14 protein-coding genes are annotated in these 16,409 nt (G+C 42.7%); 12 read left to right on the forward strand and 2 right to left on the reverse strand.

Translation table 11 applies throughout. The features are described from left to right. The first annotated feature begins 22 nt into the window (after positions 1-22). Genes BHR79_RS09450 through BHR79_RS09465 form a run of 4 tightly spaced genes read left to right on the forward strand, consistent with a single transcriptional unit; the run spans position 23 to position 3,802 of the window. Positions 23-1,723, forward strand: coding sequence for an acetolactate synthase large subunit (locus BHR79_RS09450; RefSeq protein WP_200796362.1), 1,701 nt, complete (start codon positions 23-25; stop codon positions 1,721-1,723). Continuing rightward, complete coding sequence (gene ilvN / locus BHR79_RS09455; RefSeq protein WP_072358032.1) at positions 1,720-2,205, forward strand: acetolactate synthase small subunit; 486 nt, start codon at positions 1,720-1,722, stop codon at positions 2,203-2,205. The genes BHR79_RS09450 and ilvN overlap by 4 nt, the downstream gene beginning before the upstream one ends. A 29-nt stretch (positions 2,206-2,234) precedes the next feature. Beyond that, entirely contained in the window at positions 2,235-3,242 is a 1,008-nt protein-coding gene (gene ilvC, locus BHR79_RS09460; RefSeq protein WP_072562083.1) for a ketol-acid reductoisomerase, read from the forward strand. A gap of 41 nt (positions 3,243-3,283) precedes the next feature. After that, positions 3,284-3,802: a nitroreductase family protein gene (locus tag BHR79_RS09465; protein ID WP_072562084.1), complete on the forward strand. Its 519-nt coding sequence runs from the start codon at positions 3,284-3,286 to the stop codon at positions 3,800-3,802. A 3-nt stretch (positions 3,803-3,805) separates the two neighbouring features. Here BHR79_RS09465 and BHR79_RS09470 read toward each other — a convergent pair whose 3' ends face one another. Together BHR79_RS09470 and BHR79_RS09475 are read right to left on the reverse strand one after the other, a co-directional pair. Beyond that, on the reverse strand, positions 3,806-4,249 hold the full coding sequence (locus BHR79_RS09470) for a GIY-YIG nuclease family protein (protein WP_072562085.1): 444 nt from the start codon (positions 4,247-4,249) through the stop codon (positions 3,806-3,808). 9 nt (positions 4,250-4,258) lie between these two features. Next, complete coding sequence (locus tag BHR79_RS09475) at positions 4,259-6,589, reverse strand: DNA topoisomerase I (RefSeq protein WP_072562086.1); 2,331 nt, start codon at positions 6,587-6,589, stop codon at positions 4,259-4,261. Positions 6,590-6,816: 227 nt separating this feature from the next. On the opposite strand from BHR79_RS09475, the gene BHR79_RS09480 reads away from it, so the two are divergent. The 8 genes from BHR79_RS09480 to BHR79_RS09515 all read left to right on the forward strand — a co-directional run bounded on the left by BHR79_RS09480 (position 6,817) and on the right by BHR79_RS09515 (position 16,409). Further along, entirely contained in the window at positions 6,817-9,939 is a 3,123-nt protein-coding gene (locus BHR79_RS09480) for a PAS domain S-box protein (RefSeq protein ID WP_072562087.1), read from the forward strand. A gap of 120 nt (positions 9,940-10,059) precedes the next feature. Beyond that, a complete protein-coding gene (thiC, locus tag BHR79_RS09485) occupies positions 10,060-11,340 on the forward strand; it encodes a phosphomethylpyrimidine synthase ThiC (protein ID WP_072562088.1) in 1,281 nt (426 codons plus the stop codon). A gap of 22 nt (positions 11,341-11,362) precedes the next feature. After that, positions 11,363-12,202 (forward strand): MBL fold metallo-hydrolase, encoded by an 840-nt coding sequence (locus BHR79_RS09490; RefSeq protein ID WP_072562089.1) that lies wholly within the window; start codon positions 11,363-11,365, stop codon positions 12,200-12,202. A gap of 128 nt (positions 12,203-12,330) precedes the next feature. After that, the gene (locus BHR79_RS09495; protein ID WP_072562090.1) at positions 12,331-13,038 is read left to right on the forward strand and encodes an ABC transporter ATP-binding protein; all 708 of its coding nucleotides are present in this window, start codon (positions 12,331-12,333) and stop codon (positions 13,036-13,038) included. Between the two features lie 10 nt (positions 13,039-13,048). Beyond that, entirely contained in the window at positions 13,049-14,260 is a 1,212-nt protein-coding gene (locus BHR79_RS09500; protein ID WP_072562091.1) for a COG1361 S-layer family protein, read from the forward strand. Positions 14,261-14,272: 12 nt separating this feature from the next. Next, positions 14,273-15,487 (forward strand): ABC transporter permease, encoded by a 1,215-nt coding sequence (locus BHR79_RS09505; RefSeq protein WP_072562092.1) that lies wholly within the window; start codon positions 14,273-14,275, stop codon positions 15,485-15,487. Positions 15,488-15,500: 13 nt separating this feature from the next. Beyond that, complete coding sequence (locus tag BHR79_RS10850; RefSeq protein WP_072562093.1) at positions 15,501-15,719, forward strand: PLD nuclease N-terminal domain-containing protein; 219 nt, start codon at positions 15,501-15,503, stop codon at positions 15,717-15,719. 27 nt (positions 15,720-15,746) lie between these two features. After that, positions 15,747-16,409, forward strand: a complete 663-nt coding sequence (locus BHR79_RS09515; protein ID WP_072562094.1) for a sensor domain-containing protein — start codon at positions 15,747-15,749, stop codon at positions 16,407-16,409.

Consider the following 16,409-nt stretch of genomic DNA (forward strand, 5'->3'; position numbering starts at 1 on the left):
GAGAAGAAAACGAAGGGATATAATGAGTGAAAATAACAACAAGATGACAGGTGCACGCGCAATCATCGAGTGCCTCTATGAGGAAAATGTGGAGGTTATCTTCGGCTATCCCGGTGGTGTCCTTCTTCACATATATGATGAGATATACAAGTCCGATCTCAGACACATTCTTGTCAGGCATGAACAGGCAGCAGCCCATGCCGCAGAAGGATACGCAAGAGCAACCGGCAAGGTTGGTGTATGTCTTGCAACTTCCGGACCCGGAGCCACCAACCTTGTAACCGGTATCGCAAATGCCTACATGGATTCTATACCTATGGTCGCACTCACAGGACAGGTTCCCAGTTCAATGATAGGTAATGATGCGTTCCAGGAAGCAAATATAACCGGCATCACAATGCCAATCACCAAGCATAACTATCTTGTACAGGATGCAAAAGATCTGCCCCGTATAATCAAGGAGGCTTTCCACATTGCATCCACAGGAAGACCGGGGCCCGTGTTGATAGATATACCCAAGGATATCACAACCGAGGAAATCGAATTTTCCTATCCGGATAAAGTGGACCTTAAAGGTTACAAACCAACCTACAAGGGAAATCTCCAGCAGGTAAAGCGGGCTGCATCTGCAATTGAAAAGGCCCATCAGCCTTTGATATATGCAGGTGGTGGAATACTGGGGTCCAATGCCAGTGGAGAACTACTGCAGTTTGCTGAACATGTACAGACGCCCGTTACCACTACCCTCACCGGAATAGGAGGGTTCCCGACACAGCATCCCCTGTACGTAGGAATGCCCGGCATGCACGGAACTAAATATGCCAACTACGCCATACAGGAATGTGACCTTCTCATAGCAGTCGGTGCCAGATTTGACGACCGTGTGACGGGGAAACTTGCATCCTTTGCACCCAATGCAAAAATCCTGCATATTGACATCGATCCTGCTGAGATTTCCAAGAACATACAGGTGGATATACCGATTGTCGGGGATGCAAAGAACATCCTAGCCTCCCTTTACAAATATGTAAAGCCTGTTGAGAAAGAAACCAGGAAAGAGTGGCTTGACAGAATAGAGGGCTGGAAAAAATCCTATCCACTGCACTATGTTGGGGAACAGGACGGGCTCAAACCCCAGTACATTATTGAACAGATCTATGAAGCATGCAAAGATGCTATCATAGTTACTGAAGTCGGCCAGCACCAGATGTGGGCAGCCCAGTATTACAAATTTAGCCAACCTCGCAGTTTCATCACATCCGGAGGACTTGGGACAATGGGATACGGCTATCCTGCATCAATCGGTGCCAAGGTCGGAAAGCCCGATAGGGTTGTATTCAATATTGCGGGTGATGGTTCGTTCCAGATGAATTCACAGGAAATCGCAACTGCTGTCCAGAATGACATCCCGGTGATCGTAGCCATAATGAACAACGGTTATCTGGGAATGGTCAGGCAGTGGCAGGAATTGTTCTTTGAAAAACGTTATTCACATACCTGCATCCGGGACAGTGTTGATTTCGTGAAACTGGCCGAAGCTTATGGTGCGGTTGGTATCAGGGTCGAGAAAACTTCCGAGGTAAAACCGGCCCTTGAAAAAGCGATGGATTCCGGTAAACCGGTAATTATAGACTTTATTGTAGAATGTGAAGAGAACGTATCACCAATGGTGCCTGCAGGTGCACCTATCAATGAAATACTTGACCTGGAGAGGAAAGAATGAGACACACACTTGCAGTTCTGGTAGAGAATAAGTTCGGAGTGCTGTCAAGGGTGGCAGGGCTCTTTGCAAGACGCGGTTATAATATCGATAGTCTTGCAGTAGGAGTTACCGAAGATCCTAACGTCTCCAGAATGACCCTGGTGGTCCGCGGAGATGACCATGTAGTAGAACAGGTTAGCAAACAACTGAATAAGCTGATCGATGTAATTCGTGTTACAGATCTTGGTGCTGACGAATCCGTGGAAAGGGAACTGGCTCTTATCAAGGTCAAGTCCGATAAAGATACAAGGGCAGAGATAATCCAGATAGTGGATATCTTTCGTGCACGTATTGTTGACGTAGCGTCAAAATCCATTACCATTGAAGTTACCGGTGATGAAGAAAAAATTGCCGCTATCGAGAAACTTCTCAAACCCTTCGGAATCAAGGAACTTGTCCGTACAGGAAGAATTGCCCTAACAAGGGGCTCAAAAAGTTCATAATTATAATATTTAACAGGAGATTGAAATAAATGGTAGAGTTATATTACGATGAAGATGCTGATTTTTCAGTGATGGATAACAAGAAGATTGCAGTTATAGGTTATGGCAGCCAGGGACATGCACAGGCACAGAACCTTCATGACTCCGGTCTTGATGTAGTAATCGGCCTGAGGGTTGGTAGCAGACGCTGGAAACAGGCAGAAGAAGATGGCCTGAAGGTAATGTCTGTTGAAGATGCTTCAAGGGAAGCCGACATTATCCAGATTCTCATGCCCGACGAGGTACAGGCTGATGTATACAGGGATAAAATCGAACCTGGACTTGAAGGAGGTAATGCACTTGTCTTCTCCCACGGATTCAACATCCACTACAACCAGATCGTTCCCCCTGCAGATGTTGATGTCTACATGGTTGCTCCAAAGAGTCCGGGACATCTGGTCAGGAGGACCTACATGGACAATGCCGGTGTGCCCGGTCTGATCGCGATCTACCAGGATGCTACAGGCAATGCAAAGAAACTGGCCCTTGCCCATGCCCGGGGTGTGGGATGTACCCGTGCGGGTGTCATCGAAACAACTTTCCGTGAGGAAACCGAGACCGATCTTTTCGGTGAACAGGTAGACCTCTGTGGTGGTGTCGCTTCCCTGATCAAAAATTCCTTTGAAGTTCTTGTCGAAGCAGGTTACAAACCGGAAATGGCATATTTTGAAACACTGCACGAAGTAAAACTTATCGTAGACCTCATCCACGAAGGCGGACTGGAAAAAATGTGGTACTCTGTCTCCAACACAGCAGAATACGGTGGAATGACAGTTGGACCCAGGGTCATCAACGATGAGTCCAGACTGGCAATGTATGAAGCCCTGGATCGCATCCAGAATGGTGAATTTGCAAAAGATTTCGTACTGGAAAATAAAGCCAACAATCCTGTCCTTAAAGCGATGGAACGTCAGGATAGGGAACATCCGGTTGAAGAGGTAGGCAGGAAACTGCGTGCAATGATGCCCTGGCTTAACAGTGAACTCAACGAAAAGTAATCTTTTTCTCTCTTTTTCCCTTTCCTTTTTTGGAGGAAAACATGAACACCTTAGATAATATCTACAACCGCAGAAGTGTACGCCGTTTTACGGAAAAGGATGTGGATGATGAGACCGTCACAACTCTGTTGGAATGTGCCCGCTGGGCCCCTTCGGGACTCAATAACCAGCCCTGGAAATTTGTGGTGATTCGCAGGGAAGATACTATCGCTCAACTAGCCGGTTGTACCCATTACAGTGACACTGTGAAAGGGGCAAAAGTACTTGTTGCTTTCTATTTAGATAAGGAAAGCGGATACAACCGTACCAAGGACATCCAGTCCATAGGTGCTTCGATAGAGAACATGCTTCTTGCATGTAATGAACTTGGCCTGGGTGCTGTCTGGCTGGGAGAAATACTCAATCAGGATGAGAAAGTGAACTCAATTCTCAAAGCACCGGCATATATGGAACTTATGGCGGTTATCGCCATCGGCCATCCCACAGACGAGGAAAGGTCATCCACAAGGAAATCCCTGGCAGAAATTACATACAGGGATGATTTTGAAAATGAATGGTGATTCTCAGGAATCATCATTTTCACTCAATGTTCTTGGTTTTTGCCCGATTTCCTCGATTGCTGATTTTATTTCATTTACAGGATAGGTCAACCTGTAGAAAAGATGGGATTGACAGGAACAATCCGAACAACCGAAGTTCGACACATAATTACCCTGCAGGTTGCCAGCAATGCAACATTCGATATGTTTTTCAGAGCAGGTGTAGACAGCATCCACAAATTCAAAATCCGGACGGATAAGTAAATAATCAATATGCCATCTGGGTTTTTTGTCCTTTTCCCGGGCAAACTTTTGATGGCGATGCATACGTTTGAGTCCGCCGGGACCCAGAGCAGACCCCACATATACATAAAAACCTGCTTCAAATACTATGGATTTGAGACTGCCTACACTAACCGTACAACCACCCGTTTTCAGTATAAGGCAGTAAGTCCCTTTGGGACACATAATATAACCTCAAAGCAGATTCTTGAATTTTTTATTGCATTTGCGGTTAATGCAATAATGCCTGGCGTCCTTCTTGGGTTCCTTTACCCTGACTATTTTCCACCCACATTCTTCACAGGTCTCATCCCGAAGTGTAACACGACCCTTTTGGGGATATGAACACGTAAAACCACAGCGTCTTGCACATCCCAGGAATTTCGAATCTTTGGTTTCAATCAATATCATGTCACAGCCACAGGAAGGACATTTACCTATCACAGTAGGCGGGAAGCATAGTTTTTGTTTTTCACAATTAAAACAAGGACCAATCCCTACGCTCCAGTAATATTTTCCACCGCTGACCTTGAGTACGGCAAATCCACCGTTTTTGCACCCCCGGGAGCGCATTACATCCAGGGAACCTTTTCGGGGAAGAGGATACGTATTGCGACATTCCGGATAACCGCTGCAACCTACAAAACGACCCTTATCAGTACGTATAATACTCAGTGTCCTGCCACATTTATCGCATTTGCCAATGTGATTATTCTTATCTTCAGCCAGTTTTTCATCCTTTATAGAACCTGCAATACGCAACACAATATCGCCTTTACCGGACTTGAGCCGGGTATACATTTTCTGTATAAGGACGGTACCTTCACTGATGGCCTCGGCAAAGGGTTTCTTCCCTTCCTCAACATCCTCTATCAACCCTTCAATTTTTGCCCTGATTTCAGGTTGTATCAATATAGGTACTGAAACACCCAGCGCATCCATGAGATTAAAACCGGTGTCCAGCATAGAAATGGTCTTGCCTTTAATCTCAAAATAGCCTCTTTTCTTGTTTGTTTCGATATGTGAGGGGGCTGTTGCCTTGGTTCCAATACCATGTTTATCCATGAGGGTCAGAAGTTCCGCCTCAGTTAGACGTTTGGGGGGTGTGGTCTGGGATTTGGTGTTTGTGAGTTTGTTTACAGCCACCTTATCCCCTTCTGCTGCAGGAGGGAGGAGGTTTTCTTTTGATATCTCAAACGGATAGACCTGTTTCCATCCTTCAGATTTCATAACCGAACCCTTACAATCAAAAGGCTCATCCTTCACATGCACTTCCATGTGAGTTTTTTCAAATAGGGCAGGATCCATAAGGTTAGCAAGAAAATGACGCACAATCAGGTCATATACTTTCCAGGAATTATCCAGTTTAACTGCATTTTTGATCTGTTTTTCGGAAACTGCCTTTATAGGATGGATAGGTGGGTGATCATGGCCATCCTTTTTCCCATTACGGGGAGATACTGTTGTTTTGAGTAAGTTTTCTGCAAAGGAGGCGTATTCACCTATCCGGAGTAGGTTTTTAAGCATCGATTTGAAATCATGGTCTTCAGGATAGCGGTTTGTTTCTGTCCTGGGATAACTGATAAAGCCGGCCAGGTAAAGCTGCTCTGCAAGTTCCAGAGCCTTTTCCGGACTGATATCCAGGAATTTGGATGCCCGTTTAAGAAATTCATTCGTATTTAGGGGATAAGGAGGATTTATCTGTTTTTCTTTGATATTGAGACGGAAAACTGTCGCTTCTTTGATGCCTTCCAATTTTTCATATATCTGTTTTGCAAGTTCAACATCCCGAATGTTGCCTTTACGGTGCACACCTTCAAATTCACTGGATCCTGCCTGGAAAACCGCTTCTATCTTCCAGAAATCCTCGGGTTTAAAATCACGGATGGCTTTTTCCCTTTCATATACAAAACCGCAGGTTGGAGTCTGACAGGGACCAATTGACAGGATGTTTTTTGTGTATGCCTTCTCGCGGACAGCAAGGGTCATAAAACGGGTGAAAGCCGCACCCATTCTCAGGTCAAGTATCTGGCGGGTATCCGCGGACAGGGCCAGATTGGCATCCGGCTCTACAAGATTATCGAAAGCCTTTTGCACCTCATTTGCAGACAGGGAAGAAAACCTGGCCCTTTTTACCGGCACTTTCCTCACCTGCAGAGCAATATCACGTGCCTCAAAGCCGATATTTTCTCCTTCCCGATCATAGTCACAGGCAAGTACAATGGAATCTGCTTGTTTTGCAAGTTGCCTGACAGCCCGTTCATAGTTTTTCTTGGTGATATTTTTAATAGGGTTGGTTGTCAGCAGGACAGCAGGATCAATTGCCTTCCAGTCCCGGTAAGCCGGATCAAAATCATAGGATGTAATGTGTCCGGCAAGACCTATTATTTTGTATTCCTCTCCTTTAGCCACAAAGGAATACACCGGCAGGTCAGCCATATGCTCTCTGGTACTATTTCCTCCGCTCAAAATAGTCGCAAGTTTGGCTGCAGCCTTGTTTTTTTCAGCAAATACAACAACAGTCATGTACAGGACATTTAGATGTGGCCATGGTTACATAAAGGTAGCTGGAAACATTTCTTTAAATATTTATTAAGGCAAGAAGTTATATTGTTTGTTTATATACAAACAAATACATTTAAAAGTTGAAATCAATACAACTTTTTTGTATATACATAACATGATTAAAATTATAGTTATGTAAAACACTATATGCCTAAAAATCATTATACTTACACTGGAGAGTGCTTTTAGTGGAGAAGGAAAAACTTCTAGTCCTCCAAAGGGATATTGCTATTGAACTTGGTTCATCAAATAGTTTACAAGCTGCTTTTCATTCTCTATCAAAACATATTCTTTCCCTGAAAGATATTGATGTCACAGCGATATATCTCAAATCAAAAAATGGTGGATCAGACCTCATAGCCTATGGGGGAGACATACCTGAAGACATCTTGAAAAATATCCAGCATTACCCTGCGGATTCATTACAGGCAAAGATCGTTGAAGAAGGTAAAATTCGTTATATGTCACCTGAAGAAATTGCAGGAACACTCCAGGACAAAGAATATATCAAAGAAATGGAAACAGTTGCCGTCATTCCTATAAAGAAAGATGATGGAGAGGTAATTGCTTCATTTATAATTTTGTCATTTAATCCTGAAGGAATTGCTGAAGATACAAAAATAATTCTGGAATCTATTGCCGGCCAGATAGGAAACTTGATCTTAAGGATTAAAAGCGAAAATGAACTTGAACAGACAAAAACCTGTCTTGATGATCGGGCCAAATTCCTAAAAAAATTGATGGATACTATTCCTGGTCCTATTTTTTATAAGGATGTAAATGGTGTATACAAAGGATTTAATGAAACCTTCTGTAAAGACATTCTTGGCATACCATGTGAAAAAGCAGTTAACCATACTTTATTCGAACTGCCTGAGTATATCCCCCATGAACTTGCCACCATATACCATGAACATGACATGGCACTCATAAACAACCCGGGAAAGCAAATATATGAAAGTAAGGTCCGGTGTGCAGACGGAAAAGATAAAGAATTTAGGTTTTACAAAGCAACATATAATGACAGGGATGGAAACGTTGCCGGTATTATCGGTTCGATGCTTGACATAAGTGATCTGAAGGCAAAAGAGAAAGAATTAAGGGAAGAAAAGGAAAGGACAGGTGAATGTCTGGATGCCGCAGAAGTCATTTTTGTCGTACTGGATCCTGAAGGAAGAGTTACTTTCTCCAACCAAAAGACTTCAGAATTACTTGGATTTCCCAAAAACGAAATTATTGGAAAGAACTGGATAGATAATTTCATTCCTCCTGAATACAAAGAACCTGTCAGACAGGTCTTAAGTGGTATCGAATCAGGCAAAATTGAAATTGTACAGGGTTATGAAAACCCGGTAATAACTTCCGACAATGAAGAACGAATAATCGAATGGCATAACTCAGTGCTAAGAGATTATAATGGAAAAGTAGAAAGCATAATCGCTTCAGGATTGGATGTTACCGAACGCAAATTAGCCCGGAAAGAGATTCAAAAATTTAAAAATATAGCTGATAGGGCCAATTACGGCAACCTCATTGTTGAGCTTAATGGCAATATCATATACATAAATGATTATTTTGCAAATATTCATGGATACACTCCTGAAGAATTAATTGGGAAAAATATTTCTCTTTTCCACAGTGGGAAACAACTGGAAGATGCGCACAAATTTAGAGATAAACTCATTGAAGATTCTGATTACAAGCATCGTGAGATCTGGCACACACATAAGGACGGAAGCGAATTTCCTATGTTGATGGGGGCCGTAGTTCATGAGAATGAAAAGGATAACGACCGGTATATAGCGGCTACCGGGATTGATATTAGTGAACTAAAGAACACGGAAAATGCCCTAAAGAAAAGTGAAACGAAGTTCAGGAATTACATTGATAATGCTCCTGATGGTGTTTTTGTTGCAGACGAAAACGGAGATTATATTGAAGTCAATAAAGCAGCCTGTGAAACAACAGGATATTCGAAAGAGGAACTCATCTCGATGAACCTCATAGACCTCATACCCCCAGAAGATCATGAAAAGGTCATTGAAGCATTTGGAAGCTTAGTTAAAAAAGGATTTGTTGATGCTGAATTCCATTTTGTAAAAAGGGATGGAAACAGAAGATGGTGGCGTGTAACTGCTACTAAACTTTCAGACACCCGCTATTTAGGTTTCACAAAAGACATCACAGAATCCAAACTTATGGAAGAGGAATTGATTGAGAGCAAGTTGTTCCTGAACAGCATCATTGAAAGCATAAAGGACGGGGTCAGCATACTTGACGCAGACCTGAATATTGTACGTGTAAATGATGCCATGAATAAATGGTTTGCAGAGAATATACCACTTGAAGGCAAGAAATGTTATGAAGCATATCATGACAGGGACAGCCCCTGTACAACCTGCCCGATAATCAGGTGCATGGAAACAGGCGAGACAGAAAGAAATATTGTACCGGGTTTACCGGGCTCAGAAGCACAATGGCTCGAACTTTTGGGTTATCCACTACAAGACTCAACCACCGGTGAAATTACCGGTACAGTCGGATTCGCAAAAGATATTACAGATCATAAGCGTGCTGAGGCAGAACTTGCAGAAGCCAGGCTTCATGCCAGGGAAGTAAGCAAAACCAACTCTGAATTAAAGGCCAATTTGAGTCATGAACTGAGAACTCCATTAGGTACCATAATTGGTTTTACCCAGATGCTTCGGAGCGATATATATGGAAAACTCAATCCAAAACAGCAAAAGCACATTCAAGGTATACAAAAAAGTGCAGAACATTTGATGAGTTTAATTGATGATATTCTGGAAATATCAGATGTTGAAGCAGGGAAAATGGAACTCAATATTGAGAGTGTTTCCATTCGTGGGTTACTCAATGAAATTTTGAAACTCCTTAAACCTTTTGGAGAGGACAGGAATGTTGAAATAACTACCGATATACCTGAATACATCCCGGAAATAAATGTGGACAAAGTAAAAATCAAGCAGGTAATATATAACCTCATCGTCAATGCAATACACCTTAGTCCAGAAGGAAAAAGTGTACATGTCAGTATCGAATGCAGCAGTTATGACCTGAAGTTTGAAGTAAATGATTCCGGAATTGGCATTTCCCCGAGTCATTTGAAAGAATTATTTAGACCTTTCAAAGAAATATATTCCGAATCCGGAATGAAACCGCATGACAGTATCCTGGGTCTTTCACTGGCTAAAGAATATATAGAATTACATGGCGGAGAGATAGAAGTGGAAAGTGAACCCGGAGCAGGAAATTCCTTTATATTCACTATTCCAATCCAACCCATTTAATGGAAGGAAATGTTAACGATAGAGTTTCATTCTATTTTCTTTTTCTTTTTTTCACCTGTGAAACCTATATATGCGAATACATATTATTCTGGAATAAATTAAGCACGGCAGGCGTTAAAAATGACATTGATGGATGAAGCTAAGAAGGGAAATATACCCCCGCAGATAAATAAGGTTGCAGAGGAAGAGGGTATTGATCCCGAAATCGTAAGAAAGTATGTGGCAGAGGGGGTCATTACTATCCCAAAAAATGTGCTCAGAGAAACATCCCCCAAAGCCATCGGAAAATGTATGGGTGTCAAGGTCAACGCCAATGTCGGAACTTCAAGGGATTTTGTTGATGTGGAAGATGAAGTTAAAAAGGCAGAAACTGCCGTTAAGTACGGGGCAGATAGCATAATGGACCTCTCTACAGGGGGAGATCTGGATTCCACCCGCAAACTTCTCATGAAAGCCGTAGATGTACCCTTTGGCACAGTGCCAATCTATCAGGCTGCTTCATCCCAAAAAACTGTAGTTGATATGACATCTGATGACATCATCAATGCTGTGCGCAAACATGCAGAAGATGGTGTCGATTTTGTGACAATCCATGCAGGAGTGAATCAGAACGCTCTCCAACGCCTGCGTAAAGGAGACAGGATAATGGATGTTGTCAGCAGGGGTGGCTCATTTACTATTGCCTGGATGATACACAATGAGCAGGAAAATCCCCTCTACAGTGAATTTGACTACCTGATAGAGATAGCAAGAGAATATGATATGACCCTGAGCCTGGGTGATGGGATGCGTCCAGGTTGTATCCATGATGCCTCAGATAATGCAAAATTCATGGAATTCATAACCCTGGGTGAACTTGTAAAAGAGGCACGTAACTCCAATGTCCAGACCTTTGTGGAAGGACCCGGACATGTGGCAGCTGACGAGGTACAGCTGAGTGTGAAAAGCATGAAACAACTATGTCACGATGCCCCACTCTATCTGCTTGGACCCCTTGTTACGGATATTGCACCCGGCTATGACCATATTACAGGCGCAATCGGTGGAACCATTGCCGGCATGTCTGGAGCGGATTTTCTGTGCATGACCACCCCCGCAGAACATCTTGCCCTTCCCACAGCAGACGATATCAGGGAGGGAGCGATCATCACAAAGATTGCAGCACATGCTGCAGATCTTACACGGCATGGACAGCGTGAAAAGGCAAGACAAACAGACCTCCGGATGGCACAAGCCAGACGTGACCTCGACTGGGAGAAACAATTTGAAGTTGCAATTGACAGTGAAAAACCTGCTGCCATCCGCCAGAGCCGCAAGACAGGAAGTGATGCTTGTTCCATGTGCGGTGAACTCTGCGCCCTGAAAATAGTACAGGATGCCCTAAAAGGTAATACTAAATAACAGGGCCACAATTTTTTTCTTTATGAAAATCACAGTGCTTGTGGATAATAATACCCTAATAGACAATTATTTTGAAGGTGAACCTGCTCTTTCCTTTTTTATCGAAGAAGGAGAAAAGAGGGTTCTTTTTGATACCGGTTATTCAGGTTTGTTCCTGAAAAATGCCACTCTAATGGGAATAGATCCTGCAGGACTGGATTATGTAGTATTATCCCATGGGCATCTGGATCATACGTGGGGATTGACCGAACTGGTAAAGTACTACACAAACCGGGATTTCCAGGGAAAAAAGATACATAACCCAGCTCTTTTGTGCCATTCCCTTGCTCTGACACCTACTATTTTTGAAAATACAACACATATTGGCAATATCATAAACGATGAAGTTCTCAAAAAATACTTTGACCTGAATTTGACAACAAAACCCTTCTGGGTTACCGAAAACCTTGTTTTCCTGGGTGAAATTCCCCGACAACTGGAATTTGAAACCACGGAGGCAATTGGGGAAAAGCAAAATCCAAAAGGAGATACCACACCAGACGAAATTTATGATGATTCTGCACTTGCGTGGTGCTCTGAAAAAGGAATTGTCATCATAACAGGTTGCTCCCATTCGGGAATTTGCAATATAACTGAATATGCAAAACAGGTCTGTAAAAATGATACAATTATTGATATTATAGGTGGTTTTCACCTTTTATCTGCTTCTAGACAGCAACTCCGGAACACAGCAGAATATCTATACCAGAGAAATGTAAAAGATATCCACCCCTGCCATTGCACTGATCTTGAAGCAAAGATATTCCTTTCCGGATACTGCAATGTTAGAGAGGTTGGTGTCGGTTCAACTTTTAAGTTTTAACTTTTTTCTCATATCTGAATATATTAAAAATAACTAGTCGATATATCGCAACTTATATATGCAACTTCGCCATAGTCTGACCTGTCTAAAAATAGCCACTCCTTGCTATAATGTTGAGGTGCGAAGATATGCATCAACATGAAAGAGAATACAAAACACCATATAACCCTGCTATTGAAACTATAGGCCTGCTCAAAAGCTACAGGCTTGCTGATCAGGAAATTCCGATATTGCATGGACTTGATCTCACAATAAACCGCGGAGAATTCGTGGCGATAATGGGGCCTTCAGGTTCCGGAAAAAGTACACTTATGAATATGCTTGGTTGCCTTGACAGGCCCACAATGGGAGAGGTACGTATAGACAATCGTAACATAAGTGAACTTTCTGATAGTGAAATCGCAAAATTACGAGGGCTGGAAATCGGTTTTGTCTTCCAGAATTTCAATCTTATTTCACGTATGAATGCTCTTGAAAATGTCCTGCTTCCAACCTACGAGAACAGCAAGGATAACGTGGAGCCGGAAAAAAGAGGCATTGAACTCCTTGAACTCGTCGGACTGGGAAACCGGATGGATCACAAACCTTCCGAAATGTCAGGGGGCCAATGCCAGAGGGTTGCCATAGCACGCTCACTTATCAATAGCCCCTCGATAATTCTTGCCGATGAACCCACAGGTAATCTGGACTCTAAAACCAGTCTGGAAATAATGAAGCTCTTCTCCAAACTGCATCGGCAGGGAAGTACAGTAATAATGATAACACACGATCCGGAAACCGCTGAGTATGCAAGCCGGACCATACACCTGAAAGATGGATACATAGAAAACAACTGAGGTGAAACAAATGAATTACAGGAAAGCGTTGACTTATATTTCACTCATGATACTGCTTATCGCACTGACTCCAATTAACTCAACCGCAGCAGTCTCATCGCCAAACACTCTCGATGTAAGCGTGATGCGCTATAGTCCTTCACCGGCCGAGATAGGCCAGTACGTGGACGTATGGATAAAAATAGAAAACATAGGAAGTGGAGAGGCAGAAGATGTCTCCATTGAAATGTTCCCCGAATATCCACTGGCTTTGGATTCCTCATCCAATGCTGCCAAAAATATCGGGAGACTGAAACCGGACACGGCATCTGTGCATAAGTATCGCCTGTACGTGGACGAAAAAGCAAAGTCAGGATCTGTCGAATTTGATATCAGATATCAACCTGAAGATTCTATTTGGTTGAAAAATACCTTTGAGATCAAAGTGGGATCAACAGCCTATGACAGCAAAGGTTCAATTGAACTTGAAGAAGTAAGTGCCGAGCCTGAAGTATTTTCACCAGGTGACAGTGGAACGATTACTTTTACCCTGAAAAACAGTGCAACAACCCATTCTGTAACTATTGATGGTGAAGAGTACGACACCAATGCCCATGTCCAGTCATCTTCCCTGACAGCTGATGAAGGAATTAAAGTATCAAGCATATCCGATACTTCCGGATTACTGGGACCCGGGGATAAGATGGACATAACTTATAACCTTGAAATGGATGAGCAGCTTTGTGCAGGTACTCATTACCTGAATCTTGCAATCAAGAGTAACTCCCATATATATGACTGCAACTGGGAAATTCCTGTAAAGATTGATAATGCGGATGTAAAAGTAATACCAACCATTACCCCTAGCCTGGTTAACGGGGAAGGAACAATAGAATTTGATGTGGCAAATATACGGCAGAATACCCTTTACTCGGTCAACGTAATACCAGAAGCAGAAGGTATTGAATTTTCACCCAGAGAATATTTCGTGGGTACAATGGAACCTGATGAACTGTTCTCCATCCAATTCGAAGCCAACCAGGTGACAGAAAATATCACACAACCTCTGGAAATAACCGTTGAATATCGCAACGGAATGAATGAACACCAGACCACATCACAAATGGAAACTTTCAAAACGGTACAAGAAGACGAAAACGGAATTAGCAATATTGCAGTTGCTGCCCTTGCACTTGTTGGCCTGCTGATTCCTGCAGCTGTACTGTACAGAAGAAAGAACTAAGGGGCAACACTCATGGTAAATCCCAAACAGGCATTCAAAATAGCCCTTGGGAGCATACGCAGTGCAAAACTGCGTTCCCTCCTAACTACCCTGGGAATTGTAATAGGAGTGGCAGCAGTAATAGCCAATGTGTCACTGGGCGCCAGTTTCAACCAGTTTTTTACCGATGAGATCGGAGCCGTAGGTTCAAATTTCATTATAGTGGAAAGTAAAGAACCGGGTACTCTTGGCAAGGAGGAAATGAGCCTTATTTCCAATCTGCAGGAAGTGGACGGAATTTCACCTATAAATAGCCAGACTGCGACTGTCAGCTATCAGTCTTCCCGGCGTCATATAGGTATAATGGGGGTGACAGAGGATTACACCGAAGTGGCAAACCTGCGGCTGGCGGAAGGAAATTTCCTGACAGATAAAGACAGCTATGCTGCAGTGATTGGTTCGGAAGTTGCAGAAGAAATCTTTGACAGGCCTGTAGGCAATAAGAATTCAATCGACTTGACTTTTACCAAAAACAATGGAGAAAGTATCACTCACAGGTTTGTTGTAAAAGGAATACTCCAAAGTCCTGATACACAACTGGTACAATCGGGAATTGAACCTGACAATAGAATATTCATACCGATTTCCACAATGAATTCCATGCTTGAAGAAAATCATTATAATTCATTTTTTATAAAAGCAAAAAGTATGGAAGTGGTTGAGCAAACATCAGAGGAGATTGATGAGAAGCTGGGACGCCAGTTCGGCATAGACTCAAGACAAATGGATAATGACAACGCTAAACCCTATTTCATAATGGACCAGGTGGAAATCCTGGAACAAACAAAACAACTATCTGATTCACTGGGTGCACTGCTAACCGCTGTCGCTCTGATATCCCTTGTAGTTGGATCAATCGGAATAATGAATATTATGCTTGTCACGGTGACTGAAAGAACACAGGAAATCGGTTTGATGAAATCCCTGGGATATACGAATACAAGTATACTGAATCTCTTTATCGTAGAGGCCATGATCGTAGGACTTTTCGGAGGGATTGCAGGAACTTTGATGGGAATGGCAGGTGCCTACATAGCTGAAAGTTACATGGGTTTGCCGGTAGCATTCCCCTTATCCAAAATCGCAGCAGGGTTTATAATTTCAGTCTTTGTAGGGCTTGTAGCAGGGGTATATCCCGCCAACAAGGCTGCAAAGATGAATCCGACAGATGCTTTAAGAAACGAATGAGGTGATTGATAGAATGTTTGATTGGATAGCACTACCTTTCTTTAATGTTATCTTCTTTTTGGGGATAGGATTACTCGCAACGGCATTCTGGATATGGATGCTTATAGATTGCATCACAAAGGAAACAGACAGAAGCAATGAGAGACTGATCTGGATAATAGTTATTGTGTTTACCCATTTACTGGGAGCCATACTGTACTTTATCCTCAGGAAGAATAAACGCAACCGATAATAGAAATATAAAACAGCAGGAATTGTGATGAGAAACATAAACAAATTGTTCAGTTCATTTTTTGGCGTGATTTTTCAACGCCAGACGTACCTGAACCTGCTTTATGTCATATTCACATTTCCCCTGGGTACCGCATATTTCTTATTCCTGACATCTGGCCTGCTTGTAGGCTTAAGTTTTTCCATAATTATCATCGGACTACCCGTACTTCTGCTGGTACTGGTAGCATGGTGGGAATTGGTGAATTTTGAAAGGGAACTGGCAACCAGATTGCTTGGTGTAGATATAACGCCGCTTTCCTATGAGGAAAAACCCCTTGTAAACTTCTGGGGTGACATTAAAAACAGGTTTGCAGATCCAACTGCCTGGAAGGGAATGATGTTTTTATTCATCAAATTTCCCTTCGGGATATTTACACTTATAGTACTGGCTATCTGCTTTACCCTGACCCTTGGACTTATATTCGCACCGTTTACCACTATATACTGGTCTTTAGGAAATTCAATAATCCTGATAGACAGCTTGCCCGGGGCACTTTTAACAGCCAGTCTGGGAATAATAATTGCAGTCTGTACACTTCACATAGCCAATACCCTTGCGGCCATATCCGGCAGTATTGCAAAAATCATGCTTGGAAAGAATGACAATAGCCTACATCCGGAAACATTGGATGGACAAAAATCCTATTAA

The sequence above is a fragment of the Methanohalophilus halophilus genome (genome assembly GCF_001889405.1).
GTDB classification, from domain to species: Archaea; Halobacteriota; Methanosarcinia; order Methanosarcinales; family Methanosarcinaceae; genus Methanohalophilus; species Methanohalophilus halophilus.

What these genes read in the sequence shown, in the direction of transcription:
- BHR79_RS09450 (WP_200796362.1), top strand. Translation starts at nt 23, where the DNA reads ATGAGTGAAAATAACAACAAGATGACAGGTGCACGCGCAATCATCGAG.
- ilvN (WP_072358032.1), top strand. Translation starts at nt 1,720, where the DNA reads ATGAGACACACACTTGCAGTTCTGGTAGAGAATAAGTTCGGAGTGCTG.
- ilvC (WP_072562083.1), top strand. Translation starts at nt 2,235, where the DNA reads ATGGTAGAGTTATATTACGATGAAGATGCTGATTTTTCAGTGATGGAT.
- BHR79_RS09465 (WP_072562084.1), top strand. Translation starts at nt 3,284, where the DNA reads ATGAACACCTTAGATAATATCTACAACCGCAGAAGTGTACGCCGTTTT.
- BHR79_RS09470 (WP_072562085.1), bottom strand. Translation starts at nt 4,249, where the DNA reads ATGTGTCCCAAAGGGACTTACTGCCTTATACTGAAAACGGGTGGTTGT.
- BHR79_RS09475 (WP_072562086.1), bottom strand. Translation starts at nt 6,589, where the DNA reads ATGACTGTTGTTGTATTTGCTGAAAAAAACAAGGCTGCAGCCAAACTT.
- thiC (WP_072562088.1), top strand. Translation starts at nt 10,060, where the DNA reads ATGACATTGATGGATGAAGCTAAGAAGGGAAATATACCCCCGCAGATA.
- BHR79_RS09490 (WP_072562089.1), top strand. Translation starts at nt 11,363, where the DNA reads ATGAAAATCACAGTGCTTGTGGATAATAATACCCTAATAGACAATTAT.
- BHR79_RS09495 (WP_072562090.1), top strand. Translation starts at nt 12,331, where the DNA reads ATGCATCAACATGAAAGAGAATACAAAACACCATATAACCCTGCTATT.
- BHR79_RS09500 (WP_072562091.1), top strand. Translation starts at nt 13,049, where the DNA reads ATGAATTACAGGAAAGCGTTGACTTATATTTCACTCATGATACTGCTT.
- BHR79_RS09505 (WP_072562092.1), top strand. Translation starts at nt 14,273, where the DNA reads ATGGTAAATCCCAAACAGGCATTCAAAATAGCCCTTGGGAGCATACGC.
- BHR79_RS10850 (WP_072562093.1), top strand. Translation starts at nt 15,501, where the DNA reads ATGTTTGATTGGATAGCACTACCTTTCTTTAATGTTATCTTCTTTTTG.
- BHR79_RS09515 (WP_072562094.1), top strand. Translation starts at nt 15,747, where the DNA reads ATGAGAAACATAAACAAATTGTTCAGTTCATTTTTTGGCGTGATTTTT.